24 protein-coding genes are annotated in these 26,515 nt (G+C 64.8%); 12 read left to right on the top strand and 12 right to left on the bottom strand.

Annotated elements, in window-relative coordinates; all coding sequences use genetic code 11:
- Positions 1-178 precede the first annotated feature (178 nt).
- The 4 genes from I6F38_RS28660 to I6F38_RS28645 all read left to right on the top strand — a co-directional run bounded on the left by I6F38_RS28660 (position 179) and on the right by I6F38_RS28645 (position 4,319).
- Positions 179-325: a hypothetical protein gene (locus I6F38_RS28660; protein ID WP_016843561.1), complete on the top strand. Its 147-nt coding sequence runs from the start codon at positions 179-181 to the stop codon at positions 323-325.
- A gap of 16 nt (positions 326-341) precedes the next feature.
- Positions 342-1,325 carry a site-specific tyrosine recombinase XerD gene (gene xerD / locus I6F38_RS28655; protein WP_225162726.1) on the top strand — a complete coding sequence of 328 codons (984 nt, stop codon included), beginning with the start codon at positions 342-344 and terminating at the stop codon, positions 1,323-1,325.
- 290 nt (positions 1,326-1,615) lie between these two features.
- Entirely contained in the window at positions 1,616-2,578 is a 963-nt protein-coding gene (locus I6F38_RS28650; RefSeq protein WP_092083128.1) for an acetyl-CoA carboxylase carboxyltransferase subunit alpha, read from the top strand.
- A gap of 229 nt (positions 2,579-2,807) precedes the next feature.
- Positions 2,808-4,319, top strand: coding sequence for a murein L,D-transpeptidase family protein (locus I6F38_RS28645; protein ID WP_249794336.1), 1,512 nt, complete (start codon positions 2,808-2,810; stop codon positions 4,317-4,319).
- Positions 4,320-5,072: 753 nt separating this feature from the next.
- Here the strand turns inward: I6F38_RS28645 and I6F38_RS28640 are convergent.
- Together I6F38_RS28640 and I6F38_RS28635 are read right to left on the bottom strand one after the other, a co-directional pair.
- Positions 5,073-5,303, bottom strand: coding sequence for a hypothetical protein (locus tag I6F38_RS28640; RefSeq protein ID WP_225162725.1), 231 nt, complete (start codon positions 5,301-5,303; stop codon positions 5,073-5,075).
- 68 nt (positions 5,304-5,371) lie between these two features.
- Positions 5,372-6,448: a flavodoxin family protein gene (locus tag I6F38_RS28635; RefSeq protein WP_225162724.1), complete on the bottom strand. Its 1,077-nt coding sequence runs from the start codon at positions 6,446-6,448 to the stop codon at positions 5,372-5,374.
- Positions 6,449-6,646: 198 nt separating this feature from the next.
- On the opposite strand from I6F38_RS28635, the gene I6F38_RS28630 reads away from it, so the two are divergent.
- Genes I6F38_RS28630 through I6F38_RS28620 form a run of 3 tightly spaced genes read left to right on the top strand, consistent with a single transcriptional unit; the run spans position 6,647 to position 8,099 of the window.
- Entirely contained in the window at positions 6,647-7,270 is a 624-nt protein-coding gene (locus tag I6F38_RS28630) for a phosphatase PAP2 family protein (RefSeq protein ID WP_225162723.1), read from the top strand.
- Entirely contained in the window at positions 7,267-7,614 is a 348-nt protein-coding gene (locus I6F38_RS28625; protein ID WP_225162722.1) for a DUF3147 family protein, read from the top strand. Before I6F38_RS28630 ends, I6F38_RS28625 begins: the two co-directional genes overlap by 4 nt.
- A complete protein-coding gene (locus tag I6F38_RS28620) occupies positions 7,611-8,099 on the top strand; it encodes a DUF3147 family protein (protein ID WP_225162721.1) in 489 nt (162 codons plus the stop codon). Before I6F38_RS28625 ends, I6F38_RS28620 begins: the two co-directional genes overlap by 4 nt.
- 6 nt (positions 8,100-8,105) lie before the next feature.
- Here I6F38_RS28620 and I6F38_RS28615 read toward each other — a convergent pair whose 3' ends face one another.
- The 8 genes from I6F38_RS28615 to I6F38_RS28580 form a co-directional block, all read right to left on the bottom strand.
- Entirely contained in the window at positions 8,106-8,807 is a 702-nt protein-coding gene (locus I6F38_RS28615; RefSeq protein WP_225162720.1) for an ABC transporter ATP-binding protein, read from the bottom strand.
- The gene (locus I6F38_RS28610; protein ID WP_137482809.1) at positions 8,800-9,534 is read right to left on the bottom strand and encodes an ABC transporter ATP-binding protein; all 735 of its coding nucleotides are present in this window, start codon (positions 9,532-9,534) and stop codon (positions 8,800-8,802) included. The genes I6F38_RS28615 and I6F38_RS28610 overlap by 8 nt, the downstream gene beginning before the upstream one ends.
- Complete coding sequence (locus I6F38_RS28605; protein WP_225162719.1) at positions 9,521-10,672, bottom strand: branched-chain amino acid ABC transporter permease; 1,152 nt, start codon at positions 10,670-10,672, stop codon at positions 9,521-9,523. Before I6F38_RS28605 ends, I6F38_RS28610 begins: the two co-directional genes overlap by 14 nt.
- Positions 10,623-11,840: a substrate-binding protein gene (locus I6F38_RS28600; protein WP_028337305.1), complete on the bottom strand. Its 1,218-nt coding sequence runs from the start codon at positions 11,838-11,840 to the stop codon at positions 10,623-10,625. Before I6F38_RS28600 ends, I6F38_RS28605 begins: the two co-directional genes overlap by 50 nt.
- 4 nt (positions 11,841-11,844) lie before the next feature.
- Positions 11,845-12,702 carry a branched-chain amino acid ABC transporter permease gene (locus tag I6F38_RS28595; RefSeq protein ID WP_028337306.1) on the bottom strand — a complete coding sequence of 286 codons (858 nt, stop codon included), beginning with the start codon at positions 12,700-12,702 and terminating at the stop codon, positions 11,845-11,847.
- 42 nt (positions 12,703-12,744) lie between these two features.
- Positions 12,745-14,259 (bottom strand): amidase, encoded by a 1,515-nt coding sequence (locus tag I6F38_RS28590; RefSeq protein ID WP_225162718.1) that lies wholly within the window; start codon positions 14,257-14,259, stop codon positions 12,745-12,747.
- A gap of 296 nt (positions 14,260-14,555) precedes the next feature.
- Complete coding sequence (locus I6F38_RS28585; protein WP_225162728.1) at positions 14,556-15,740, bottom strand: substrate-binding domain-containing protein; 1,185 nt, start codon at positions 15,738-15,740, stop codon at positions 14,556-14,558.
- Between the two features lie 79 nt (positions 15,741-15,819).
- A complete protein-coding gene (locus I6F38_RS28580) occupies positions 15,820-17,001 on the bottom strand; it encodes a substrate-binding domain-containing protein (RefSeq protein ID WP_225162717.1) in 1,182 nt (393 codons plus the stop codon).
- A gap of 178 nt (positions 17,002-17,179) precedes the next feature.
- Here I6F38_RS28580 and I6F38_RS28575 point away from each other — a divergent pair, with 178 nt between their 5' ends.
- Positions 17,180-17,623, top strand: coding sequence for a MarR family transcriptional regulator (locus tag I6F38_RS28575; protein WP_016847408.1), 444 nt, complete (start codon positions 17,180-17,182; stop codon positions 17,621-17,623).
- A gap of 165 nt (positions 17,624-17,788) precedes the next feature.
- Positions 17,789-18,223: a VOC family protein gene (locus tag I6F38_RS28570; protein WP_225162716.1), complete on the top strand. Its 435-nt coding sequence runs from the start codon at positions 17,789-17,791 to the stop codon at positions 18,221-18,223.
- Between the two features lie 57 nt (positions 18,224-18,280).
- On the opposite strand, the gene secA is transcribed toward I6F38_RS28570, so the two are convergent.
- On the bottom strand, positions 18,281-21,145 hold the full coding sequence (secA, locus tag I6F38_RS28565) for a preprotein translocase subunit SecA (protein ID WP_225162715.1): 2,865 nt from the start codon (positions 21,143-21,145) through the stop codon (positions 18,281-18,283).
- 392 nt (positions 21,146-21,537) lie between these two features.
- Between secA and I6F38_RS28560 the strand changes: the two genes are divergently transcribed.
- Together I6F38_RS28560 and argJ are read left to right on the top strand one after the other, a co-directional pair.
- Positions 21,538-22,464 carry a peptidylprolyl isomerase gene (locus tag I6F38_RS28560; RefSeq protein ID WP_225162714.1) on the top strand — a complete coding sequence of 309 codons (927 nt, stop codon included), beginning with the start codon at positions 21,538-21,540 and terminating at the stop codon, positions 22,462-22,464.
- A 282-nt stretch (positions 22,465-22,746) separates the two neighbouring features.
- Entirely contained in the window at positions 22,747-24,006 is a 1,260-nt protein-coding gene (gene argJ, locus I6F38_RS28555) for a bifunctional glutamate N-acetyltransferase/amino-acid acetyltransferase ArgJ (RefSeq protein WP_225162713.1), read from the top strand.
- Between the two features lie 297 nt (positions 24,007-24,303).
- Here the strand turns inward: argJ and I6F38_RS28550 are convergent, their stop codons facing one another.
- Entirely contained in the window at positions 24,304-25,632 is a 1,329-nt protein-coding gene (locus I6F38_RS28550; protein WP_225162712.1) for a TadE/TadG family type IV pilus assembly protein, read from the bottom strand.
- Positions 25,633-25,806: 174 nt separating this feature from the next.
- On the opposite strand from I6F38_RS28550, the gene I6F38_RS28545 reads away from it, so the two are divergent.
- Positions 25,807-26,217 carry a (deoxy)nucleoside triphosphate pyrophosphohydrolase gene (locus tag I6F38_RS28545; RefSeq protein ID WP_028337314.1) on the top strand — a complete coding sequence of 137 codons (411 nt, stop codon included), beginning with the start codon at positions 25,807-25,809 and terminating at the stop codon, positions 26,215-26,217.
- Positions 26,218-26,515 lie beyond the last annotated feature (298 nt).

The raw sequence follows: 26,515 nt of genomic DNA, 5'->3' as shown, positions 1-26,515 counted from the left end.
GTGGGTGGGCGCCGGGACGGCTGCGTCGGACATCAAAAAGCTCGGATATTGGGACGAATTGTTCAGAATTCGAGCCACCTATACTACCCCCGGCGACACCCTTACCAGCGACTCTTGCAACCGCGCGGGGAACATGTTGGATGATTTCATTGGTTAATTCGCCGCCCGAGTCGCTTCCATGCCCAGCCTGTTCCGCTTCCTGACGGTCGTCGCCGTGATTTTCGGGATCGGCTACGGCATCGTCTTCGCGCTGGCCAATTTCGTGCACCCGAAACCGCGGGAAATGACGGTTACCATCCCACCGGATAAGTTCCTCAAGAAATAGACGCTATGATTCCGGCATGCCCGCTGCTGCCAAAAATCCCGCCAAGACCCTCGCCAAGTCCTCCGACGCCAGACTGACCGCGTTGTTCCTCGACATGCTCGCCGCGGAACAGGGCGCCGGCGCCAACACGCTCGACGCCTACCGGCGCGACCTCACCGATTTCTCCGACTACCTCGGCCATGCCGGCGCCGATTTCACCAGCGCCGACACCGAGACGCTGCGTGGCTACCTCGCCGACCTTGATGTCAGAGGCTTCAAGTCGACCAGCGTGGCGCGGCGGCTGTCGGCGATGCGACATCTCTACCGTTTCCTGCTCAATGAGCGGGTCCGCAGCGACGATCCGGCCGCGATCCTGTCCGGCCCGAAGCGCGGCCGCGGCCTGCCCAAGGTGCTGTCGATTGCCGACGTCGACCGCATGCTGACCCGCGCCAAGGAGCTGACCCAGACCGACGTCTCGCCGGCGCAGCGGCTGCGCGCGCTGCGGCTCTACTGCCTGCTCGAGGTGCTGTACGCCACCGGCCTCCGCGTCTCTGAGCTGGTGTCGCTGCCGGTCTCGGCGGCGCGGCGCGATGCGCGGATGATCGTAGTGCGCGGCAAGGGCAACAGGGAACGGCTGGTGCCGCTGAACGACGCCTCGCGCCAGGCGATGGCGGACTACCTCGCCGCGCTGGAGGTGATGCAGCCGAAGGCGAAGAAAGCCGCGCCGGCGAAATGGCTGTTTCCGTCCTCCGGCGAGAGCGGCCATCTGACCCGGCAGCATTTCGCCCGCGATCTGAAGGAGCTTGCGAGCGCCTCCGGCCTTGCGCCGCGGCTGGTCTCCCCGCACGTGCTGCGTCATGCGTTTGCCAGCCATCTGCTGCACAATGGCGCGGACCTGCGCATCGTGCAGACCCTGCTCGGCCACACCGACATCTCGACCACCCAGATCTACACCCATGTGGTCGAGGAGCGGCTGAAGAGCCTGGTCCGCGACCTGCACCCGTTGGCGGAGAAGTCCTAGGGATCCGTAGCCCGGATGAAGCGCAGCGAAATCCGGGATCGGTCTCACCGCGGACGCAGTCTCCCCAGATTACGCTTCGCTTCATCCGGGCTACGCGCGTGGAGACCTTGATACCTTCATCTGATCCGCCTTGACTTCCGCTTCGTCTCCGCAGAAAGAGCGTCACCTGCTTGCGATCCCGAAGCGTGCATTCCACCCGGATGCGCGTTAACCGTTTGAAGTTACAAAGCTTCTCTTTCCGACGCCGAAACCGCTTCGCCCCTCGCACCGATCTTCCCTATATTGAGTTGATGCCCGACCCGATGCGCAGCTATCTCGACTTCGAAAAACCTGTCGCCGAGCTTGAATCCAAGATCGACGAGTTGCGCACGCTTGCCGCGAGCGGCAGCGACATCGGCGACGAGGTCGCGCGGATCGAGGACAAGGCGGCGCAGGCGCTCACCGAGCTCTATTCCAATCTGACGCCGTGGCAGAAGACGCTGGTGGCGCGGCATCCGCAGCGACCGCACTTCACCGATTTCATCGGCGGCCTGATCACCGAATTCACGCCGATGGCCGGCGACCGCAAATTCGCCGACGACGAGGCCCTGGTCGGCGGCTTCGGCCGCTTCCGCGGCGAGAGCATCTGCGTGGTGGGGCAGGAGAAGGGCGCCACCACCGAGAGCCGCATCAAGCACAATTTCGGCATGGCGCGCCCCGAAGGCTACCGCAAGGCGGTGCGCCTGATGGAAATGGCCGACCGGTTCGGCATCCCGGTGCTGTCGATCGTCGATTCCGCCGGCGCCTATCCCGGCATCGGCGCCGAGGAACGCGGCCAGGCCGAGGCGATCGCGCGCTCGACCGACGCCTGCCTGTCGCTCGGTGTGCCCAATGTCGCGATCGTCACCGGCGAAGGCATGTCGGGCGGCGCCATCGCCATCACCACGGCGAACCGCGTCCTGATGATGGAGCACGCGATCTACAGCGTGATCTCGCCGGAGGCGGCATCCTCGATCCTGTGGCGCGACGGCACCAAGGCGCAGGAAGCCGCCAACAGCATGAAGATCACCGCCCAGGACATGCTGCGCTTCGGCGTGATCGACCAGATCCTGAAGGAGCCCTCCGGCGGCGCTCATCGCGACCCGGGCGCGATGATCGCGACCACGGGCGATGCCATCGCCCAGGCGCTCAACGACCTACGAAATCTTGATCCGGACGCGATTCGCAAACAGCGGCGCCAGAAGTTTCTCGATATCGGCCGCAAGCTCGGCTGAGGCGCCCAAACGGCCCGATTTTTCGTCCAAATCGACCAATTTTGCCGTAATTGGGCCCCGAGCCGGGTCTTTAACATTCCTTGAACCATGCCTGCTACCGTGAGGGCTGTCTGCCCCGGTTCAGGTTGCGAGCAGGGGTCGTCGAAGGCTAATATTTTACACAATGGCTTCAGGGCATATTCGCCGTGTTGGGGTCGCGAAAATCGCCCGGTGGGTGTGGAGCTCGGACTTGACTCATCGCACGCTCGTACGCGCGCTTCTGACCTCGGCGGTCCTCGCCGCAGGTGTGATGCTCGCCGGTTGTGACAGCGACCAGATCTCGCTCGCGCAGAACGCCAAGGCCAATCAGCCGGTCCCGCCAAAGCTCGTCGCTGCCATGACCGAAAAGGACATGGACATGCAGTCGCCGATCCTGGTGCGGCTGTTCAAGCAGGAGGCCGAGCTCGAGGTCTGGAAGCAAAACCGCTCCGGCCAGTTCGCGCTGCTCAAGACCTATCCGATCTGCCGCTGGTCGGGCGATCTCGGTCCGAAGGTCCGCGAAGGCGACCGCCAGGCGCCCGAAGGGTTCTATTCGATCAACCCGAGCCAGATGAACCCGCAATCGGCCTATTACCTGTCGTTCAACACCGGCTATCCCAACGCCTTCGACAAGGCGCTCGGCCGCACCGGCTCGCAGCTGATGGTGCATGGAGATTGCTCCTCGCGCGGCTGCTACGCGATGACCGACGAGCAGATCGCCGAGATCTACTCGCTCGGCCGCGAGTCCTTCTTCGGCGGCCAGAAGGCGTTCCAGCTGCAGGCCTATCCGTTCCGGATGACGCCGGTGAACATGGCCAAGCACCGCAACAATCCGAACATGCCGTTCTGGAAGATGATCAAGGAAGGCTATGATCATTTCGAGGTGACGAAGCAGGAGCCGAGGGTCGACTTCTGCGAAAAGAAGTATGTGTTCGACGCGGTGAAGGCGCCGGGCGCGACACGCGATCCGGTGTTCGACGCCTCCGCGAAGTGCCCGGCCTACGTGATCCCCGAGGAGATCGCGAGCGCCGTGCACGAGAAGGAGCAGAAGGACGCCGCCGAAACCGCCAAGCTGGTGTCCAAGGGCACGCCCGTTGCGCGCCTCAACACCGGCATCGACGGCGGCATGAACGCGATCTTCGCCTCGAAGATTCCGGAAGGAAACACCGGCCTCTCCGAAGGCGGCGACAGCCAGGCGCTGGCATCGATGTCGCTGGCACGCGCGCCGGGCACGATCCCCGGCACGGTCAATCCGCCGAAGCCCAATCTCGCGGTCCAGCAGGAAGAGCCGGTCGTGGCGACAACGTCGTCCACCACGTCGTCGGCCGGCACCCGCGTTGCCTCGGCGAACGCGTCCGACAAATCCGCCTCTGACAAATCCACCTCTGACAAATCGACCTCTGACAAATCAGAAGGCTTCTTCTCCAGCTTCGCCCGCAAGGTCGGCATCGGCGGCACCGCCGACGCCAGCAAGACGACCGCGCCGCCGGCTCCGGCCTCTGCCGCCCCGGCCAAGCCGAAGGTCGCCGAGGCCAAGCCGCAATCGGTGGTTCGCGTCGCCCCCAAGGCTGAGCCGAAGCAAGCCGCCAAGCCCGCACCGAAGCCCGCAGTGACCACGGCCGCAGCCGCCGCACCGGCCCCGTCGTCGTCGACCCAACTCGCCGGCTCCGCGCCTGTCGTGCAGACCAACTCGTTCGACACCCGCTTCTCGGCGGTGAAGTAGGCGCAGCGCGTCTGCGCGAAGACAGCTCGCTGCCGCTTGTCGCAATGCTGCTGTAGCGCAAACTATTTCCAGCCGTCGTCCCTGCGAAAGCACTAGGGCATTTACACATCTCTTCGAGGCTAGAAAACCGACTCATCATCAAGGGGTTAGCTACTAGGCGAGAGCCGAAATCGGCGGGCGCAACCCTAGTGCAGATGAGTAAGTTCTCTGCGGTTTTCGGCCAACTCTTTGAGAAGACTCCGGAAAGACTGCGGAGGATATGTATATACGCTAGTGCGAAAGCAGGGACCCATAACCACAGGGGCGGGTTGTTGAAGTGCGCTGTGGCTCCGGTGTCGTGCAACGATGACCGTCGGTGGTTATGGGTCCCGGGTCGCGCTGCGCTTGTAAGTCCGCCCCATGGCAACACCTCCTCAAGGAAGTGTTGCACTTCGTTTGTGAACTCAGGGGACCCATAACCACCGAACTTGATCGTGAATGGGACGTGGCCCCAGCGTCGCGCAACAACTCTCATTTGGGGTAATGGGTCCTGGCTTTCGCCAGGACGACATTGAGTGTGTGGCGCGGTCTACGAGTCACACCACAACGTTCTCGCGACATGATTTGTCCGAGCGTTGCTCTTCGTTCCGCCCTCTCCGTTGGCGGAGCGCGCAGGGAAAGCCGGGCGCCGATCGCACTCAAGGCGCCGCACCGCCAGCTCGCGGGTTCAAACGCCACGCTCCGTTACGTCGCATGCGCGTTGGCAGGCGACCATTACATTCCGTGGCTTTCGAAAACCTTCTTGCAGCTTCGGCTCAGGCTGGCCCGCTTCATCTGGAGACAGTTCTGCACGGCCCCGTCATTGCCGAGGTCCTTCCGGCAGAAGCGCTGTGCATCGCGCGTGCACGCGCTCTGTTCCGATGGCGTACCGGAATGCTGCGCCAACGCGACACCGCTGCTCATCACGGCAGCAGCAACAAGAGCTGCAATCGAAATATAGCGCATTGTGACTTCCTCCCGCGGCCTAACGGGCAGCCGGGGACCTTCGTTCCTTTGGGAACCCGGATTCCACCCTACTTCGGCCGCGGGTCCTCAAGCCCCTTGCCGGGATCTTCCAGATGCCCGGTGCGCGCGAGGTCGACGGCGGCGCCGAGCGCCAGCGCGACATTGCGCACCTGTTCCTGAAAGGCCCTGTCTTCGTCGAGATCGCGATGCGACGTCGCGTAGGGCTTCATGTAGCCGACATAGCCATCGATCTCGGCCCTGCCGCCGGCCGAGATCAACTCCATGTCGGTGAGCCAGTCCGCAAGAAAGCGGCGGCATGTTTCCGCACCGACGCTGTCGCCGTGGACCACGATGCCGAAATGCCGGCCGCGCAAATGCTTGGGGTATGGCCAGCCCTTGAGTTCGAGCGCCTTGGCTTCGCTCGCGGTCTTGCCGTGGGTTGAGGTCGGATCGGGATTGCCGCCATCGGCGCAGACCAGGCGATCGATCATCGCCTTGAGTCCGGTCGGCGTCTGGTACCAGTTGACCGGCGAGATGATCATAATGCCGTGCGCGCGCACCCACAGCGGATAGATCTCGTTCATCCAGTCGTCGGTTTGCCCGAGCGAGTGGTTTGGATAGCAGCTGCACGGCCAGTGGCAGAGCGCCATCGAGGTGGAGACGCAGGACTTGCAGGGGTGAATCTCCCTGCCGAACTCGGACGTCAGCCGCGACAGATCGAGCACATCGACCGCGAGGCCCATCTCGCGGAAGGCGGCCTCGGCGATCTCGACCATGCGCCAGCTTTTGGACATCTCGCCGGGACACGTGTGCTCGCTGCGCGAGGAGCCGTTGATCAGCAGGATATGCGGCGCTTCGTTTGGATCGTCGTGCCTGCGTTGCGCTTCATCGATGGCATCGCGCGCGGACAGCCAATCGACCGCGAGATCATAGTCGGGATCGGCAAAACCGGGGCCGGCCTTGCGGGTAACCGGCGCCTTGCGCGAATGACGATAGGCGTCCCAGGCGCCGGCGATGATCGTCGCGAGCTCCGTCTGCATGGATTGAAAGACCGGATCGGCAAATCGCTTGCGGTAGCGCCGTTCGAATTCATCGCGCGAAAGTTTGACCGGCGGCATCCCCTTGCGAACGTCCGGCTCCGTCATCGGCACCTCTCCCTGACTACAATCCGTCGCCCGGCCTGCATCCCCATTGGCGCGCGAAGCCTCGGGATAAAGCCTCGGGATTGAGCCTTGGGATCGGGTCGAGACGGGCAAGAGTTCAAGAGCATCGATCTGCATTTGGTTCCTTGCACGCCGGTTAGGACCCATGCCGCGCCTGGTGCGTTGGATGGGAACCTGACCATGGATACGACAGCTAGAGTTCGAGCACGCCGCCAGCGAGGCGCCCCCTTCCCGATCACCATTCGCCCGACCGCGGCGGACGCCATGATCGCGCGTGCGATCGCCCGCAACACCGCACCTGCGCCGGAAGAGATCGCCCGCACACTGACCTGGGGCGCTGACGAAAAGGTCCTGCTTGCGCTCGCCGCCGCAGGCTGGCTCGCCTCACGTGGGCGCGGCGCCTCGCTCGAGCGCGCCGGCAATCACGCGCTGCTGGTGACGATCGCAGCATCGCTGCTGCCGCATGGCCTGAAATTGCTGTTCAATCAGACCCGCCCGGATCGCCTGACCGTGACCGGCCACGCCAATGGCATCCCGATCTCGGGCAAGCGCGACGACGCCTTTCCATCCGGTCACGCGCTGCATATGGGCGCGCTGGCGTCGGCGGCCGCGACATTGCCCGTCGGCGCGCGCCGCCCAATCCAGGCACTCGCGGTCGGCCTCTCGCTGACGCGCATTGTAGTGCTCGCACACTGGACGAGCGACGTGATCGCGGGATTTGGACTCGGAGCACTTCTCGAGCGGCTGCTGCGATTATGGACCGGCTATCCCGGTGACGATCCGCCGCGGAGCAAGGCGCGATGAGCGAATATGTCATCCGCTTTCTCGTGGGCGGGGCCGTGGTGTCGGCCTTCGCGATGCTGGGTGACGTGCTGCGTCCGAAGAGCTTCGCCGGGCTGTTCGGCGCGGCGCCGTCGGTTGCGCTCGCCACCCTCGGCATCGCCGTGTACCAGCACGGCACCGACTACGCCGGCCTGCAGAGCCGCGCGATGATGGCCGGCGCCGTTGCGCTGGCCGTCTATAGCTTCGCGGTCTGCCAACTGCTGATTCGCGTAAGACTCCGCGCCGCCCCCGCCACCTTGCTGGCGCTTGTCGTCTGGCTCGCGATCGTCTTCGGCTTGCTGGGCGTTGCCGGAGGGCAGGCATGACACCGGTCCGGGTCTCATTGTCCTCGCTCAGGGAAAGCCGCTGGACCGAATATCTGATCCGCTTCGTGCTCGGTGGCGGCGCCACCGTCCTGACCGGACTGATCAGCAGCACGTGCGGCGCCTATGTCGGCGGCGCCTTTCTTGCACTCCCCGCCATCTTCTGCGCCAGCGCCACCCTGATCGAGAAGCATGAAATCCGCCGCAAGCGGAACGCCGGCCTCGATGGCACATGGCGCGGGCAGCAGGCCGCGGCGCTCGATGCGGCGGGCGCAGCGCTCGGCGCGGTCGGCATGCTGGCGTTTGCCGTCGTCTTCCTGCTGACGGTGGATCGCAGCGTGCCGGCCGCCTTCATCGCCGCATCGCTGGCCTGGCTGATCTGCTCGGTCGCGGCCTGGTATGTGCGTCGCGAAATGCGATCGGCACGGCGGACGCGGACGCCGGGAGACGGCGTGACCGGCCGCAAGGCCGACCGCCTGCCGCATTGAAGCCTGCTACGGCGCCAGATAGCGCAGCAGTTCCGGATCGCTCCGCACCTCGCTCGCGCCGCCCTGCAGCGCGACGCGGCCGCGGTCCAGCACATAGGCGTAGTCGGCGACGCGCAGCGCGAGGTCGAGATGCTGTTCGACGATCACGACCGAGATGCTTTTGGCGAGCTCGATCAGCCGTTCGGTGATCTCCTCGATCACGCCGATCCAGACGCCTTCGGTCGGCTCGTCCAGCAGCAGCAGCTTTGGATTGCCGAGCATGGCGCGGCCGATCGCCAGCATCTTGCGCTCGCCGCCGGACAGCGTGCCGGCCGGCTGGTCGAGCCGCTGGCCGAGTTTCGGAAAGATGGCCAGCACGCGATCGACGGCGCTGGCATCGGAATTGAACAGCGAGCCGACGGCGAGGTTGTCGCGCACCGACAGGCGGGCGAACACCGAATGCTCCTGCGGCACATAGCCGATGCCGGAGCGCACCCGCTCCTCGGTGCGCCGCCGCGTGATGTCGCGGCCGTCGAAGAACAACTCGCCCTGCGAGCTCGTGAGCTCGCCGACGATGGTCTTCATCAGCGTGGTCTTGCCGGCGCCGTTGCGGCCGAGAACGGCGACGCCGCCGCGCCAGGGGATGCCGATGTTGACATCGAACAGGACCTGGCTGCGGCCATAACCGGCATCGAGATGCCGGATATCGAGGAAGGTTTGCTCAGGCACGGCGAAGATAGATCTCCTGGACGCTTTTGTTGGCCTGGATTTCCGCGACCGTTCCCGAGGCCAGCACCTTGCCCTGGTCGAGCACGGTGAGGCGGTCGCAGATGTCGCGAATGAAATCGAGGTCGTGTTCGACGATGACGAGCGAGCAATGCTGCTTGATCGGCTGCAACAGCTCGCCGGTGACGCGGCGCTCCTCGAGGCTCATGCCGCCGGTCGGCTCGTCCAGCAGCAACAGCCGCGGCTTGCCGGCGAGCGCCATCGCGATCTCGAGCCATTGCTGCTGGCCGTGCGACAGCGCCGCGGCGGCGTCATGCGCGCGATCGGCGAGCCGGAACTGGGTCAGCATCGTCATCACCTGGTCGTGCAGGCTCTTGCGGGTACGCGAGAACACCAGGTCGAACAGCGAGCAGTGCGCCTGCAGCGCCAGCAGGATGTTGTCGTACAGCGTCAGCGTCGGCAGCACCGAGGTGATCTGGAACTTCAGGCTCATGCCGGCGCGGGCGCGCTCGGTCGGCGTGAACGCCGTGATGTCGGTGTTGACGAAGGAGACCTTGCCCGTCGTCGGCACCTCGGCGCCGGCGACGCATTTCATCAGCGTGCTCTTGCCCGAGCCGTTCGGCCCGATCAGGCCGTGAAACTCGTTCTCGCCGACGGTCAGCGCCGCACCGTCGAGCGCGGTCAGCTTGCCGAACACCTTGCTGATGCCTTGCGCCTCAAGGAGCGGCATTGCCGGTCTCCTTCGGGGCTTTGCCGAAACTGCCGACCCGTTCGCGCTCGCCGAGCACGAAGGAGATCAGCCCGAGCGGTCGGAACATGATGACGAGCAGCAGCAGCACGCCGAGGATGATCGGCCAGACGTCGCGGTAATTGTCCGACAGCCAGAAGCTGACGCCCTCGATGATCACGGTGCCGATCACGGCGCCGATCAGCGTGCCGGAGCCGCCGAACAGCACATAGAGCACGACCTGGGTCGAGAACACGACGCCCAGCATGTTGGGCCAGACGAAGCCCTCGTGGAAGGCATAGAGGCTGCCGGCGAGACCGGCGATGGTGCCGCCGACCGCGAAGATGATCGCCTTCAGATGCTGCGCCTTGTAGCCGAAGAAGGCGATGCGCTGCTCGTTCTCGCGCAGGCCGGCGAGCGCCAGCCCGAATTGCGAGCGGACCAGGAAGCGGCAGAGCAGATAAACGACCACGAGGATGCCGAGCACCATGTAGTAGTAGATCGGCCCCTCCTCGAACTCGTAGCTGCCGAGGGTGAGCGGCGGGATCGACGGGATGCCGTTCTGGCCGCCGAGATAGTACCAGCCGCGCGCCAGCCGGTCCGCGGCATAGGAGCCGGTCAGGGTGCCGAGCGAGACGAAGATCACGCTCGAGGGATAACGCCCGAGCAGCAGGAAGCCGCCGAGCAGCAGCGACGCGGTCAGCCCGATCAGCGTGCCGGCGGGCAGGATCAGGAGGATCGAGGTGACATTGAGATCGCGCGCCAAGAGCGCCACGCCGTAGCCGGCGGCGCCGAAGAACAGCGCCTGGCCGAAGCTCATGATGCCGGCATAGCCCCACACCAGGTCGAACGACAGGGCGAACAACGCGAGGATCACCACGCGGGTGGCGAACACCGTGAGATAATCCTGCAGCACCCATGGCAGGACCAGTGCGATCAACAGCACCAGCCCTTCCACGATCGGCAGGACCTTCCATCCTGCCGATACTCGTCCCGCCGGCGCGCTTGCGGCCGGTGCACCCTCGCCCGTCACGACATCTGGTTCCTCACCGACGCGTGCGACAGCCTCTCTTGCTCCAACCATTGATCGCTCAGCATTCCTTGGGATCAACGAGACCGTCGCTGCGCGCCACGATCTCATAGTTCCCGCCCTTGGCAACAGCGGTGTACATCTTCATCTTGCAGTGACGCTTGCCCGGCACCATCTCCGCGGGTCCGCCCGGCCCTTCGGCGATCTTGGCGTGGTCGAGCGCGGCCGCAACGGAGTCGCGGTCGACCTTGCCGGCCTCCTTGACCGCCGCCTCCCACAGCTTGAGGCCGCGATAGGTGCCGGTGGCGGCGCTGCCGGCCGCGAACAGGAAGTTGCCGGGGAAATCCTTCTCATAGGCCGCCTGCAGCTTGGCGTCGAACGGATCCTCCTTGGTCAGCACCTTGAAATAGTCGAGGCAGCTCGCAAGGCCTTCGATCTCGTTGGCCTGATTGATGTTGAGCGTGTTCTCGTCATAGTAGACGCAGGCAAGCCGCCCGCCGTTCTTGAGGAAGCCGGCTTCATAGAGCTGCTTGAAGAACGGGCCGACGCCGGGCGGGATCACGGTGTTGAAGACGACGTCGACCTTGTTGGAGATGACGCGGTTGACGGTGGCCGAGAAGTCGACCTGGTCGAGCGGGTAGTATTCCTCGAACACCACCTCGCCGCCGTTCGACTCGATCACCTTGCGGGCGTAGACGTTGAGCGTGTGCGGCCAGACGTAGTTGGCGCTCGGCAGCGCGAATTTCTTGCCGCCGTTCTTGATCAGCCAGGGAATGAAGGTGTCGCATTGCTGCGCCGGGGTCGGTCCGGTGCAGAACAGATAGGGCGTGCACTCCTTGCCCTCGTAGAGCTGCGGATAGATGTAGAGCGTCTTGCCGCGCGCGACGATCGGATCCTTGATCGCGTTGCGCATCGAGGAGGTGATGCCGCCGAGCACCATGTCGACCTTGTCGCGCTGGATCAGCTTGCGGACATTGCCGACCGCGACCGATTCGTTCGAGGCGGTGTCCTCGATATAGAGCTCGAGCGGCCGGCCGAGCAGGCCGCCGCCGGCGTTGATCTCCTTGATCACCATCTTGGCGACGTTGGCGTCGGCGTTGCCGGCATAGGCGATCGGGCCGGTCAGGTCGGTCGCGATGCCGACCTTGATCGGTCCCTCCGCTGCGTTGGCCCAGTCGGGCCTGACCACCCAGCTGCCGACCCCGGTCGCGAGCGCGCCGGTCGCGAACGCGAAATTGCTCATGAAGCGGCGGCGCGTGAGATTGGTGCGATCGAACATCTGACTAAACCCCTTTTCCCGATATGAGGCCCTGCGGGCGGAATTTGATGAAGGCAATTGCGAGCACGAAGACCAGGACGTCGGCGACGACAGGAGACATCACCCAAGGCAGCGCCGCGCTGAGCGTGCCGATCACACCGGCGCCGGCGACCGGACCGATGAAGGAGCCGACCCCGCCGACCATCACGGCGACGAAGCCCTGGATCAGGAAGCGGATGCCGAGGTCGGCGAACAGGCTGAACACCGGCACGATCAGCGCGCCGGCAAGCCCGGCCAGCGCCGCGCCGAACGCGAAGGTCGCCCCGTAGATCAGGGGCGTCGAGATACCCGACGCGCGCGCCAGCGCCGGATTCTCCAGCGTGGCGCGGACCCGAAGCCCGAACGAGGTGCGCGCCAGCAAGAGATAGCAGCCACCCATCACCAAGAGCGTGATCACGATGATGGTGAAGCGCCAGGCCGAGATGTGGACCGAGCCGAGGTCGATCGAGCCGCCGATCGGCTCCGGCACCGTGAGATAGAAGCCGCCGATCAGGCCGCGCACGCTCTCGCGGATGATCAGGCCGAGCGCATAGGTGCCGAGCATCGCCACGATCGGCGCGGCGTAGAACCGCCTGATGATCAGCGCCTCCAGCACGAAGCCGATCGCGCCGACCACGAAGGGCGCCGCGACCATGCCGGCCCAGACCGGCGCGCCGTGGGCGTAGGCCAGATAGGTCACATAGGCCCCAAGCAGGACGAACTCGCCCTGCGCGAAGTTGAAGATGCCCATCATGCTGGCGATGATGCCGAGCCCGAGCACGACCAGCACGATGATCGCGCCGAAGCTCACGATCTCGAACGCCGCGGCAAAGGTGCTAGCCATGGCGTTCGATCCATCCAGCCTGCGTCTGCAACAAGCGGCGCCTCACATCTTCTTCCAGTCGCCGGCCTGCTCGAAGGCGTGCGCGGCGCGGTAGATGGTGGATTCCTCGAACATCCGGCCGACCAGCATCAACCCGACCGGCAGGCCGTCGACCATGCCGCAGGGCAGCGACATCGCCGGGTGATGGGTGATGTCGAACGGCGCGGTGTTGGTGATCATCTCGAGCGCGCGGGCGACATAGTCCTCGCGGCTGGCATTGGCCGCCGGCAAAGGCGGCGCCTTCATCGGCGTGGTCGGCAGCAGCAGCAGGTCGTAATCCTTGAACGCCTTGTCATAGGCCGCGGTGAGGCGGCGGGAGATGTTGAGCGCCTTGCCGTAGAAGCGCGGACCGAAATTGTTGTTGATGTAGGTGCCGAGCATCATGAAGAGCTTGGTGGTCTCCGACAGCGAATCCGCCTGGCGGCGCCAGCCGCGATGGAAATCCATCAGCGAGGTCGAATAGAGGTCGGGCCGGCTGAGGCCGTAGCCGTCGCCGAACATCATGGTCTGGGTCAGGCCTTCGGTGCCGATCGGGGTCCAGATCGCAGGGCCGACCATGTGCATCGGGATCGAGACATTCTCGACCGACGCGCCGAGATCCTTGAAGCGCTTGGCCGCCTCGCGCACGCTTTCATTGACCGCGGCTTCCGCGGTCGGCTGCTCGAAGCCTTCCTTGAGGATGCCGATCTTCATGCCCTTGACGCCTTTGCCCAGCGCCTTGGTGTAATCCTCGACCTTGGGCGCCTTGATGCGCGGATCGTAGCCGTCGTCGCCGGCGATCACTTCGAGCAGCAGCGCATTGTCCTCCACCGTCGCGGTCATCGGTCCGGTGTGGTCGACGAAAATCTCGATCGGCATGATGCCGGTATAGGGCACGAGGCCCCAGGTCGGCTTCATGCCGTAGGTGCCGCAGAACGAGGACGGCATGCGGATCGAGCCACCCTGGTCGCCGCCGATCGCCATGTCGACCTCGCCGAGCGCGACCACGACACCCGAGCCCGACGACGAGCCGCCGGCCGAGTAGCCCATCTTGTGCGGATTGTGCACCGCTCCGTAGGAGTTGGTGTGGCTGCCGCCGGACAGGCAGAAGTGCTCGCAATGGGTCTTGCCGGCGATCTCGGCGCCGGCATCGAGCATGCGCGTGACGATGGTGGCGTCGAAATCGGGGATATAACCTTCCAGCGTCGACGAGCCGTTCGTCATCGGCACGCCGGCCAGCATGATGTTGTCCTTCAGCGCCACCGTCTTGCCCTTGAGCTTGCCGGAGGCGGCGCCCTTCACGGTCGACTTGTAGTACCAGGCGTTGCGCGGGTTCTCCTCTGGCGCCGGGCGATAGCCGGGCGTGCGCGGATATTTCACCGCGGGAAGTTCGTCCGGCATCGCGGCGATCACGTTGTAGGCGTCGATCGAGCCCTGCATCAGGCCGCGGAACGAGGCCACATCCTCATCGGTCAGTGACAGGCCGCACTGCTCGGCGACGGCACGAAGTTGCGTTGGTGTGGGAAGGACGACTGTCACGGCGCTCTCCTGATAGCTTTTGATCTTTGGATTTGATCCCTCGAGGCAGGGTGCAGCGGCGCGTTGCCCGCGCGAACCGCTCACCCCGTTGTTGTATTGAAAACGGAAATATTTTCCTTTTCAAGTATTATTTCGTGGCCCGTCCACTGAGCCTGTCGCTCCGTGGCTCGGGAAGTCGCATACCTCTGCCTCGTCATTGCGAGCGAAGCGAAGCAATCCATGGTTCGGCAAAACGGGACGATGGATTGCTTCGTCGCTTTCGCTCCTCGCAATGACGGCCAAAGCGTCACAGCCTCTCAGATCGCCTTGATCACCCTGAAGTCGAGACCGTCGGCTTCGGCAAGATACATCGGCATCCTGGCATGGCCGCTGCGCACCGTGACCGGACCGCGCGGGCCGCGATAGACGAGGTTGTCCGCCGCCGCGAGCAGCGGCCGCATGTCCAGCGTGCCGGCGCGCTTGGCGGCGGCCTCGAGCAGGCAGAAGCCTTCATAGGCGGACTCGCTGCACGACCCGACCGGCGGCGCGAACGCCCCGAACATCGCGCGATAGCGGTCCCTGAAATCGTCGCCTTCGCGTGAGCCGACGGAGGGGAAATAGCCGGAGGCGCAGTAAAGGTTCTCGGTCTTGTCGGCGCCGATGCCGAGCAGCGCCGTCTCGTCGAAACAGCCGGCAAAGCGCAGCGTGGTGGCGGCAAGGCCGGCATCGGCGAAGGCGCGGTTGAAGGTCACGCTATCGGTGCCGATCAGCGAGATCAGCACGACATCGGGTTTCGCGGCGCGGATGCGTTCCAGCTGCGCCTCGTGATTGTCCTCGCCGACCGGCACGAACTCCTCGCCGACCACGAGACCGCCGGTCTCCTTGATGTAACGCTTCACCGCGCGGTGCGACTGCCATGGCCAGACATAATCGCTACCGATCAGGTACCAGCGCTTCGCCTTCTTGACGTCAGCCAGCCAGTGGATCGACGGCCGGTTCTGCCAGCGCGGCGTCTCGCCGATCGCTATGACGCCCGGCGTCCGTTCGCCGCCCTCATAGACCGGCGTGTAGATGTAGGGGATCTTGCTGCGGGTGATGAGGCCGCGCAGCGCGACGCGCACCGCGCTGGTGTGCATACCCATGATGAGATCGACATCGTCGGATGCGATCGCCTGCTCGGCGCGATCGAGCACCTCCTCGATCGGTCCGCCGGCGTCGTAGACCGAGAACTCGATCTCGCGGCCGAGGATGCCGCCGCGCCGGTTGATGTCGGCGACTGCGAGCTGCGCGCTCGAGGTCGCAGCCGGCCCCCACATCCCGGGCGAGCCGGTGCAGCAGACGAAGCCGGCGATCCGCAGCCGGCTGCGCGCGCCGCGCGGACCGAAACCGTCCCGATCCATCGGGGAAAATACCCGATCGGACCGCACCGACGTCAGGTTCCGGAACAGCAGGGATGGCGGGCATGGAAGGCCGCCATACCTGTTGCTCGAGGTTCGGGCCATGACGTAGGGCGTCGAATGCACACCTGCTCCTGTCTGGCACCGGCAAGCCGCGCGGCGAGCGCGGCATCGCCCGGTCCATCTAGATCGTCCTGATCACATTGAAGTCGAGACCGTCGGCCTCGGCAAGATAGATCGGCATCTCGGCGCGGCCGTCGCGGATGGTGACGGTGCCGCGCGCGCCGCTGTAGACGAGGTTGTGCGCTGCGGCGGACAACGGTCCGATCGACAGCGAGCGCGCCTGATTGGCCGCCGCCTCGAGAAAGCGCATCCCCTCATAATTGGACTGCCCGACCGAGCCGATCGGCGGCGCATGCGCCCCGAACATCGCACGGTAGCTGGTCCGGAAGTCGTCATTGGCGCGCGAATCGACGCAGCCGAAATAGCCGGAGGCGCAGAACAGGTTTTGGGTCGAGTCGGGGCCGATGCCGAGCATCACGGTCTCGTCCATCGCGCCGGCGTAACGCAGCGTGGTCGCGGCAAGCCCTGCCTCGGCGAAGGCGCGGTTGAAGGTGATGCTGTCGGTGCCGATCAGGGTGATCAGCACGACATCGGGCCGTGCGGCGCGAATCCGCGCCAGATGCGGCTCGTGATTGTCCTCGCCGAGCGGGACGAATTCCTCGCCGACGACATGGCCGCCGGCCTCCTTGATGTAGCGCTTCACCGCGCGATGCGACTGCCAGGGCCAGACGTAGTCGCTGCCGATCAAATACCAGCGCTGCGCCTTCTTGACCTCGGTGAGCCAGTGGATCGCCGGCCGGCTTTCCGCGCGCGGCGTCTCGCCGATCGCCATCACCCCGGGCGTTCGCTCGCCGCCCTCATAGACCGGCGTATAGACATAGGGGATGCGGCCGGCCGTGACCTTGCGCAGCGCGAGGCGCACTGCCGAGATATGCGAGCCCATGATCACGTCGATCTCGTCGAACGCGATCGCCCGCTCGGCGCGGCGCACCACCTCCTCGATCGGGCCGCCGGCGTCGTACATCGACAATTCGACCTCGCGGCCGCGGATGCCGCCGCGCCGGTTGATCTCGGCCACCGCGAGCATGACGCTGTTGGCGGAGATCGGCCCCCAGATCCCGGGCGCGCCGGAGAAGGTGATGAAATTGCCGATTCGAAGCTTGCTGTCGGTGCCGCGACGGCGCGACGAGCCGGGCTTGAGGGTCAAAGCGAGATCGGCCGCGCAGGACGACGGATTTCGAAACAGCAGCGGCGGCGGGACGGGCATGCCGCCATACGCCTGGAAAGAGACCGTCGAGAGCACGCCAACTCCTGTCTGGGAAGCAGTACGCAACGCAGCCAGCGGGCGGTCGCGGCATCCGCCCCTTGGTTGGGGGAATATCCTAGGTGAAAATATTGAATATTCAACAATTGAAGTGCATATAGAAACGGCATGAGTTGCCGGACATTCATTCACCGGGTCAGGAACCAGGTCTCACGCCGTGGCTAAACCGCCGAAAGAAAATTCCCCGATCACCGAACATCTCGCCTACCTGCTGGCGCAAGCCAACCGGGAGATCAACCGGCAGTTGGAGACGCGGCTCGCCAAGGAAGGCGTGCCGGTCGAGCAGTGGCGCATCCTGAAGGTGCTGTCCGACGGCAACGGCCACTCGATGGGCGAGCTTGCGGATGCTGTGCTGCTCAACCATCCGACGCTGACCAAGATGATCGACCGCATGGTGTCGGACGCCCTGGTCTACCGCGTCCAGGACCCGAAGGATCGCCGCAAGGTGCTGATGTTCGTCTCCGACCGCGGCAAGGCGCTGTGCCGCCGGCTCAACTCGCTGGCGGTGAGCCAGGAGGAGCACATCGTCGAGAGCTATGGCGACAAGTCGACCACCGAGCTCAAGCGCCTGCTGGAAAGCCTGATCGGCAGCGCCAATTAAGGCCGCGCCGGCCCGGCGCGCTCCTACCGAAACCATCGAAAAAAGACCGGCAGGAAATGTCGGGATGCAGCGGTTTGGTGCGTCCTCGGGGCGCGCCCAGCGGCGCAGCCTTCGCGCTTGGCCGCGCAGGTCCACCCGATTACTCGTTAGCGAGGATTTCCCGTCATGACTTCGATCACGCCGTTCCTCTGGCTCGATAACAACGTCCGCGATGCCGTCGCCTTCTACCAATCGGTGTTTCCGAACGCCAAGATCGAGACCGTCAGCGATTTCATGGCGACCATCGAGCTCGAGGGGCAGCGGTTCCACGCGCTCAATGGCGGGCCGCAGCACAAGTTCAACGAGGCGGTGTCGTTCTTCCTGAGCGTCGAGACCCAGGAGCAGGTGGACTACTTCTGGGAGAAGCTCACCGACGGCGGCCAGGAATCGCGCTGCGGCTGGCTCAAGGACAAATTCGGCCTGTCCTGGCAGGTGATCCCATCAGCGCTCGGCCGCTATCTCAGCGCCCCCGATCGCAAGGCAGCCGACCGCGCGATGCAGGCGATGCTGAAGATGCAGAAGATCGTGATCGCCGATCTCGACAAGGCGTTCGCTGGCTGAGAGCGATGCGGCTCGACGGGCGGGCCAGTCGCCCGCCGCCTCAGCGCGTGCGACGGCTTACGCGTACCGGCCGTGGCAGTGCTTGTACTTCTTGCCTGACCCGCAGGGGCAGTCCTCGTTGCGGCCGACCTTGCCCCAGCTCGCCGGGTCGTTCGGATTGCGGTCGGTGGCAATCATCCCGGGCGCCAGCGAGGCCTGGGCGTAGGTGGCCTCGGTCAGGCGCGCCTGCGCGAACTCGTCCTCGCCGGTGTTGGGATCGAGCTTGTGCGCCTCCATCAGCGGCAGCGGCTCCGGCGGCTCCTCCGGCGGCACGATCTCAACCCGCATCAGCTGCGCGGTGACGGCCTCGCGCAGATGCGCGCTCATCTCCTGGAACAGGTTGAAAGCCTCGGTCTTGTACTCCTGCAACGGATCGCGCTGGCCATAGCCGCGCAGGCCGATCACCTGGCGCAGATGGTCGAGCATGATCAGGTGCTCGCGCCAGAGATGGTCGAGCGTCTGCAGCAGGATGGTCTTCTCGACGTAACGCATCACGTCGGGACCCCATTGCGCGACCTTGGCCGCCATGCGCTCGTCGACATGGGTCTCGATGCGGGTCAGCAGTTCCTCGTCGGCGATGCCCTCTTCCTTCGCCCATTCGTCGACCGGCAGATCGACATCGAGCACGCGCTTCAGCTCGTCCTTGAGGCCCGCGGTGTCCCACTGTTCGGCATAGGCGTGCTCGGGAATGTATTTGGTGACCACGTCCTCGACGAAGGCATGGCGCATGTCGGTGACGGTCTCGACGACGCTGTCGTCCTTCATCAGGTCGACGCGCTGGTCGAAGATCACCTTGCGCTGGTCGTTCTGGACGTTGTCGAACTTCAAGAGGTTCTTGCGGATGTCGAAGTTGCGCGCCTCGACCTTCTGCTGCGCCTTCTCGAGCGCCTTGTTGATCCAGGGATGGATGATGGCTTCGCCTTCCTGCAGGCCGAGCCGCTGCAGCATGCTGTCGAGCCGGTCGGAGCCGAAGATGCGCATCAGATCGTCTTCCAGCGACAGGAAGAACTTCGAGCGGCCGGGGTCGCCCTGACGGCCGGATCGGCCGCGCAGCTGGTTGTCGATACGGCGGGATTCGTGACGTTCGGAGCCGATGATGTAGAGGCCGCCCGGCTTCTTCACGGTCTTCGCGGGCTTGTTGCCCTTGGCGGGCTCGACCTCGAAATCCTCTTCCGCCTTCAGCACGATCTCGCGGAAGCGCTCGATGTCGGCCTTGATCTGCTCGATCTTCTTGGCCTTCTCGGCCTCATCCGTGATCCCGGCGGTCTCCTGCTGAATCCGCATCTCGAGCGAGCCGCCGAGCTTGATGTCGGTGCCGCGGCCGGCCATGTTGGTCGCGATCGTGATCGCGCCCGGCACGCCGGCTTCCGCGACGATATAAGCTTCCTGCTCGTGGAAGCGCGCGTTCAGCACCGCGAACAGCTTTGCCGGCTTGCCGGCGCGCGCCGCGGCATAGAGCTTCTCCATGCCGGATTCGGACGTGAAGTCGATCTGCTTGTAGCCGTGCTTCTTCAGGTACTCGGCCAGCACTTCCGACTTCTCGATCGAGGCCGTGCCGACCAGCACCGGCTGCAGCCGCTTGTTGGCGCGCTCGATCTCGGCAAGGATCGCAGCGTATTTCTCGTTCTGGGTGCGGTAGACCTCGTCGTCCTCGTCGAGGCGCGCCACCGGCAGGTTGGTCGGGATCTCCACGACCTCGAGCTTGTAGATGTCGAACAGTTCGTCGGCTTCGGTCAGCGCCGTGCCGGTCATGCCGGACAGCTTCTGGTACATCCGGAAATAGTTCTGGAAGGTGATCGAGGCCAGCGTCTGGTTCTCGGGCTGGACCGTGACGTGCTCCTTGGCTTCCAGCGCCTGGTGCAGGCCTTCCGAATAGCGGCGGCCCTGCATCATGCGTCCGGTGAACTCGTCGATGATGATGACCTCGTCGTCGCGGACGATGTAGTCCTTGTCGCGCGTGAACAGCGTGTGCGCGCGCAGCGCCTGGTTGACGTGATGCACGACGGAGACGTTCTCGACGTCGTACAGCGAGTCGCCCTTGAGCTGGCCGGCGTCGCGCAGCAGGTTCTCGAGCTTCTCCATGCCGGCTTCGGTCAGCGTCACCGTGCGCTGCTTCTCGTCGACCTCGTAGTCGTCCTTCTTGGCGAGATTCGGCATGAAGGTGTCGATGGTGTTGTAGAAATCCGACCGGTCGTCGAGCGGTCCGGAGATGATCAGCGGCGTCCGCGCCTCGTCGATCAGGATCGAGTCCACTTCGTCGACGATCGCGTAGTAGTGCTCGCGCTGGACCATGTCCTCCAGGCGGTACTTCATGTTGTCGCGCAGATAGTCGAAGCCGTATTCGTTGTTGGTGCCGTAGGTGATGTCGCAGGCATAGGCGGCCTTGCGCTCGGCGTCGTCGAGGCCGTGCACGATCACGCCGGTGGTCAGCCCCAGGAAGGCGTAGATCTGGCCCATCCAGCCGGAGTCGCGGCGGGCGAGGTAGTCGTTGACGGTGACGACGTGGACGCCCTTGCCAGCGAGCGCGTTGAGGTAGACCGCAAGCGTCGCGACCAGCGTCTTGCCTTCGCCGGTCTTCATCTCGGCGATGTCGCCCTCGTGCAGCACCATGCCGCCGATCAGCTGAACGTCGAAATGGCGCTGGCCGAGCGTCCGCTTGGCGGCCTCGCGCACCGTGGCGAAGGCCGGAACCAGGATGTCGTCCAGCGTCTTGCCGCTGGCGAGCTGCTGCTTGAATTCGGCGGTGCGGGCCTTGAGCTGATCGTCCGTCAGTTTGACGAGCTCGCCCTCCAGCGCGTTGATGGCGTTGACGCGGGACTGATACCCCTTGACCCGACGGTCGTTGGCGGAGCCGAAAAACTTGCGGGCGAGCGCGCCGATCATGCGAAATTCCTGTTCTTCGGTCTCGAGTTCGGTCTTCGTTCAGTGTTGGAATTCAACTTGGAATTCAGTCTTGGATTACAGCCTGAGATGGTCCGCCGGATCGCCTATCAACTCACCGTGACGCGCTACGGTTCGAGCCCCGGCCCGGGGGCTCCTCCGCCAATTGAGTGGGAAACAGGCCATCCTGGGTTCAACGGCGAAAAACGCAGCAAAATAAGCGCTCTCGCCGCTGACGCGGTTGGCCAGAGATATGGCCCGGTCGGGGGGTTGTCAACGCTGGCAAGATGTCAAGGAATTCATCATTTTGACAAGACTTTCGCGTTGCCAATGTAACACGATTGGGCGAGTGTCCGCCCCGCTCGAGCTTCCCCCCTTTGAGACAAGGATTTTGCATGACCACCTCGCCCCCGGAAACCAAAACCGGCCTGCGCCTCGGCCTCGCCACCCTGGCCGCGACGGGCTGTCTTGTCGCAGTGCTGGCTGCCGGCCTCCCGGTCCGGGCCGCGGAATCCGATCCGGTGCTGGCGAAGGTCAACGGCTCGGAGATCCACGCCAGCGACGTGGCGCTCGCCGAGGAGGAACTCGGCCCGAGCCTGCAGCAGATGGACCCCTCGACCCGCAAGGACAACGTGCTGTCCTTCCTGATCGACATGAAGATCGTGTCCAAGGCCGCCGAGGACAAGAAGATCGAGAACAATGACGACTTCAAGAAGCGGCTCGCCTTCACCCGCAACCGCCTGTTGATGGACAGCCTGCTTGCCAGCGAGGGCAAGGCCGCGACCACCGACGACGCCATGAAGAAGGTCTATGAGGAGGCCGCCAAGCAGATCACCGGCGAGCAGGAGGTGCGCGCCCGCCACATCCTGGTCGAGACCGAGGACGAGGCCAAGGCGATCAAGGCCGAGCTCGACAAGGGCGCCGACTTCGGCGAGCTCGCCAAGAAGAAGTCCAAGGACCCCGGCGCCTCCGACGGCGGCGACCTCGGCTTCTTCACCAAGGAGCAGATGGTGCCGGAATTCTCCGCGGTCGCCTTCTCGCTCGAGCCGGGCAAGATCTCCGATCCGGTCAAGTCGCAGTTCGGCTGGCACATCATCAAGGTCGAGGAAAAGCGCAACCGCAAGGCGCCCGACTTCGAGCAGGTGAAGGCCCAGATCGAGACCTATGTGACCCGCAAGGCGCAGGCCGACTATGTCGCCAAGCTGCGCGAGGCCGCCAAGGTCGAGCGCATGGACAAGCCGGCCGACGCCGCCGCGCCGGCGGATGCCGCCAAGGACGCTCCGAAGCCGGCCGACAACAAGATGGCGCCGCCGAAGAAGTAAGCTTCGCGACGTCAATAGCTTCAATGCGCGATGGCCGGGCATGTCCCGGCCATTTTGCTTTTTACAGCTTCCTCGTAGCCCGGATGAAGCGCAGCGAAATCCGGGGTCTGTTGCCGCGGAGGGACCTGTCCCGGATTGCGCTTCGCTCCATCCGGGCTACGCATTCGTCGCGCTACCGCTTCCTTGAACAATTCATGACAGCGCGTTCGCATCGCGCCCTCTCCCGCTTCTCGCGGCGAGATGTTATGGAGCGCTTCCCTCCCCGTAGCCGGAAACTTGCCGATGTCCACCGCCGTCTCCCCCCTCGCCCCGCCCGACGTTCCCGAGATGCCCGTGATCGCGGGTGTGCGGCTTGCGACCGCTGCCGCCGGCATCCGCTACAAGGGGCGCACCGACGTGCTGCTTGCGCTGCTCGACAAGGGCACCACGGTGGCCGGCGTCTTCACCAAGTCGAAGTGCCCGTCGGCGCCGGTCGAATGGTGCCGCGCCAAGCTGAAGGGCGCAGGATCTTCTAAAAAAGGATCGGCGCGCGCGCTGGTGGTCAATTCCGGCAACGCCAACGCCTTCACCGGCAAGACCGGCAAGGCATCCACCGCGCTGACCGCGCAGATCGCGGCGAAGGCGGTCGGCTGCGCGACGTCGGACGTGTTCCTCGCCTCCACCGGCGTGATCGGCGAGCCGCTCGACGCCACCAAGTTCGACGGCGTGCTGGCGCAGCTCGCTGAGACCGCCACCCCCGATCTCTGGATGGACGCAGCGAAGGCGATCATGACCACCGACACCTTTCCGAAGGTCGCCACCGCGACCGTCAAGCTCGGCAAGGCCAAGGTGACGATCAACGGCATGGCCAAGGGCGCCGGCATGATCATGCCCGACATGGCGACCATGCTGTCGTTCGTCTTCACCGACGCGCCGCTGTCGGCCTCGGTGCTGCAATCGCTGCTCAAGGCCGGCGTCGAGGACACCTTCAATGCGCTGACCATCGACGGCGACACCTCGACCTCGGACACGCTGCTCGCCTTCGCGACCGGCGCCGCCGCTGCCAACGGCGCGCCGAAGATCTCGCGCGCCGGCGACCCGCGGCTGAAGGCCTTCACCAAAGCGTTCCAGCAGATCCTCGCTGATCTGTCCGAGCAGGTGGCGCGCGACGGCGAAGGCGCCCGCAAGCTGGTCGAGGTCGTGGTCGAGGGCGCCACCACCAAACCGTCGGCGCGCAGAATCGCGATGTCGATCGCCAATTCGCCGCTGGTGAAGACTGCGATCGCCGGCGAGGACGCCAATTGGGGCCGCGTGGTGATGGCGGTCGGCAAGGCCGGCGAGCCCGCCAACCGCGACAAGCTCTCGATCTCCTTCAACGGCATCCGCGTCGCCAAGAGCGGCGCGCGCGATCCGTCCTACAACGAGAAAGAGGTGTCGGAGGCGATGAAGGCGCCGAAGATCCAGATCAAGGTCGCGCTCGGCCTCGGCAAGGCCAAAGACCGCGTGCTGACCTGCGACCTCACCAAGGAATACGTCGCGATCAACGGCGACTACAGGTCGTAGCAGCCGACATAGCGTCGCCACCTCCGTCATTGCGAGGAGCGAAGCGACGAAGCAATCCATCGTTCCGAGCGTACGGACAGATGGATTGCTTCGCGGAGCCTGTCATCGGGCGCGCGTTCGCGCGACCCGTTGGCTCGCAATGACGGCGTGAGTCCCGTCATCCTGAGGAGCGCGTAGCGCGTCTCGAAGGATGCACGGCCACGAGAGCGCCGCATAGAGAAACCCTGGCCGTCGCCCCTTCGAGACGGCCGCTTTGCGGCCTCCTCGGGGTGACGGTGATAGAGCGTGTGCGCTTCGCTAACTGCTGATCCGCGCGTCGGCGACCGCCTTCTTGAACAGCGCGTTCATCGCGTCCGCGATGCCCTGGGTCGGGCTGACCTCGAAATAGAAGCCCGGCGACGCGCAGGCCTGCATGTTCTGCGCGATCTGGCTGTTCGGCGACGGGCCGAACGGGCCCTGGTTGAACGGATCGATCCAGGTCATGTACCAGCTGTTGGTCGGCAGCTGCAGGTAAGTCGTGTAGAGCACCGCGATCTTGACGCCGCGGTTCTTGATGGCCGTGCACAGCGCTGGATTGATCGGCGACTGGCAGCGATTGCCGCCGCTGATCGGCTTCAGGCAGCTTGAATTCGGCTCGTCGGCCACGCCGTCGGACACGAAGAACAGGTATTTCATCGGCGCCGCCGCCGTGCCCGGGCCCGGCGCGCTGATCGCGTTGCTGATGGCCGGAAGCACCGTCGAGAACTGGCTGTCCTTGTCGGCGGTGTAGGAATCGTTGTTGCCGTAGACGCCCATCAGGTCAATGTTGCCGGCCGCGGACTTGGCGCTCGACAGGCTGGTCGACAGCGAGAACAGCGCGCGCAGGCCGATCGTCTTCGACGAGGCGCCGAAATCGTAGATCGCCATCCGGTACTGGCTGGCATAGGTCGCGGTGTTCGCGGCCGTGTCCATCAATTGCTGGGTCGCGCTGCGCAGCACGTCGATCCGCGTCGTCACGCCGAGCGTCTTGGCGAGATTGTAGTAGTTGTTGGCGTCGTTGTAGTCGTGACAGGCGAAGGCGCACTTGTCGGACGTGTTGTTGACCATCTTGGTCACGTCGGCGGGCGTCGCCGCAACCCCCATCGACGGCGAGTTGTCGAGCAGGAGATAGAAATCGATATAGAGCGGCATGTTCGCGGTCGAGGTCGACGCGCCGGTCACCGTCATCTTGCTTTGTCCGATCACGCCGAGGAACATGGTCGGGACATCGGCGGTGAACTTGACCGTCGAGGTGATGACGCCGCCGGTCTTGGTCATGGTCGGCGTCACGCTGGTCAGCGTGAAGCCGTTCTGGTTGAAGATGTTGCCGTTGAAGATCTTGGTCGCGTCGGCTTCGCCTGCCGATATCTCGCCGTCCGAGGTCATGGCGCCGGCGGCGATGAAGCCGGGCGATGCCTTGGCGATCGATCCGACGCTCGCGGCGTCGGCGGCCGATATCAGCTTGCTGCGGATCTGGTTGGCGCGGGAATAGTCGACCGCGCATCCGACCGCGACGACGAGCGGCAGCACAGCGAGGCCAAAGGTCATTGCGATGTTGCCGGAGCGATCGCGACGGAAACGGCTGATGGTCCGGATCAAGATGCTCATGGGTTATGTCGGCAAAGAATATGATGGGCAGATAAATGAGAACCTTCACCCTGCCGGATACGAATTAAGGCCGGCTTATCGCGATCGCGGAAAGCCGCGCGGGCATAAATCGTTTGGCTGACAGCGCGTTGCTGGTTAATGAAAGCTTGCAGACTGGAAGGAATCCCCCGCCGCATGGCTGACATCAAGCTGACCCTCGTCGTCGCCTGCGCGCTTGTCGATGCCGACAAGCGCGTGCTGCTGGCGCAGCGCCCCGCAGGCAAGGCGCTGGCCGGCCTGTGGGAATTCCCCGGCGGCAAGATCGAGCCCGGCGAGCGGCCGGAGCAGACCCTGATCCGCGAGCTGCACGAGGAGATCGGCATCACCGTGAGCGAGCCGTGCCTCGCGCCGCTGACCTTCGCCAGCCATGCCTACGAGACCTTCCATCTGCTGATGCCGCTCTACATCTGCCGGCGCTGGGAGGGCATCGCGGTGGCGCGCGAGGGCCAGAACCTCGCCTGGGTCCGCGCAAGCAAGCTGCGCGACTACCCGATGCCGCCCGCGGACATCCCGCTGCTGCCGCATCTGATCGATCTGTTGCTGTGATCCTCTTCGCCTCTTCCGCTTGCGCGGGAGGCGCGCTGCCAAAATATCGAAAACAACCCCATGCAAAGCAGGTGGCGGTGGCCGGCGTCCGACCAGGCGGCTTGACACGTCGGGCAACTCAGCGGCATAATTCCATTATTCCGAAATCGTGCAAGCTCCCCTCGCTTTTTCCCGCAAGGACAGGGCAATCGCATATGGCCGTTTGAGGCGATCGGAGTTCCCACAAACTCGTCATGCCCGGGCTTGTCCCGGGCATCCACGTCTTCGTTTCCACGCGGAGAAAAGACGTGGATGGCCG

It is taken from the genome of Bradyrhizobium sp. BRP56, assembly GCF_020194035.1.
Taxonomy (GTDB): domain Bacteria; phylum Pseudomonadota; class Alphaproteobacteria; order Rhizobiales; family Xanthobacteraceae; genus Bradyrhizobium; species Bradyrhizobium australafricanum.
This window is presented reverse-complemented; position numbering and strand designations above follow the sequence as displayed.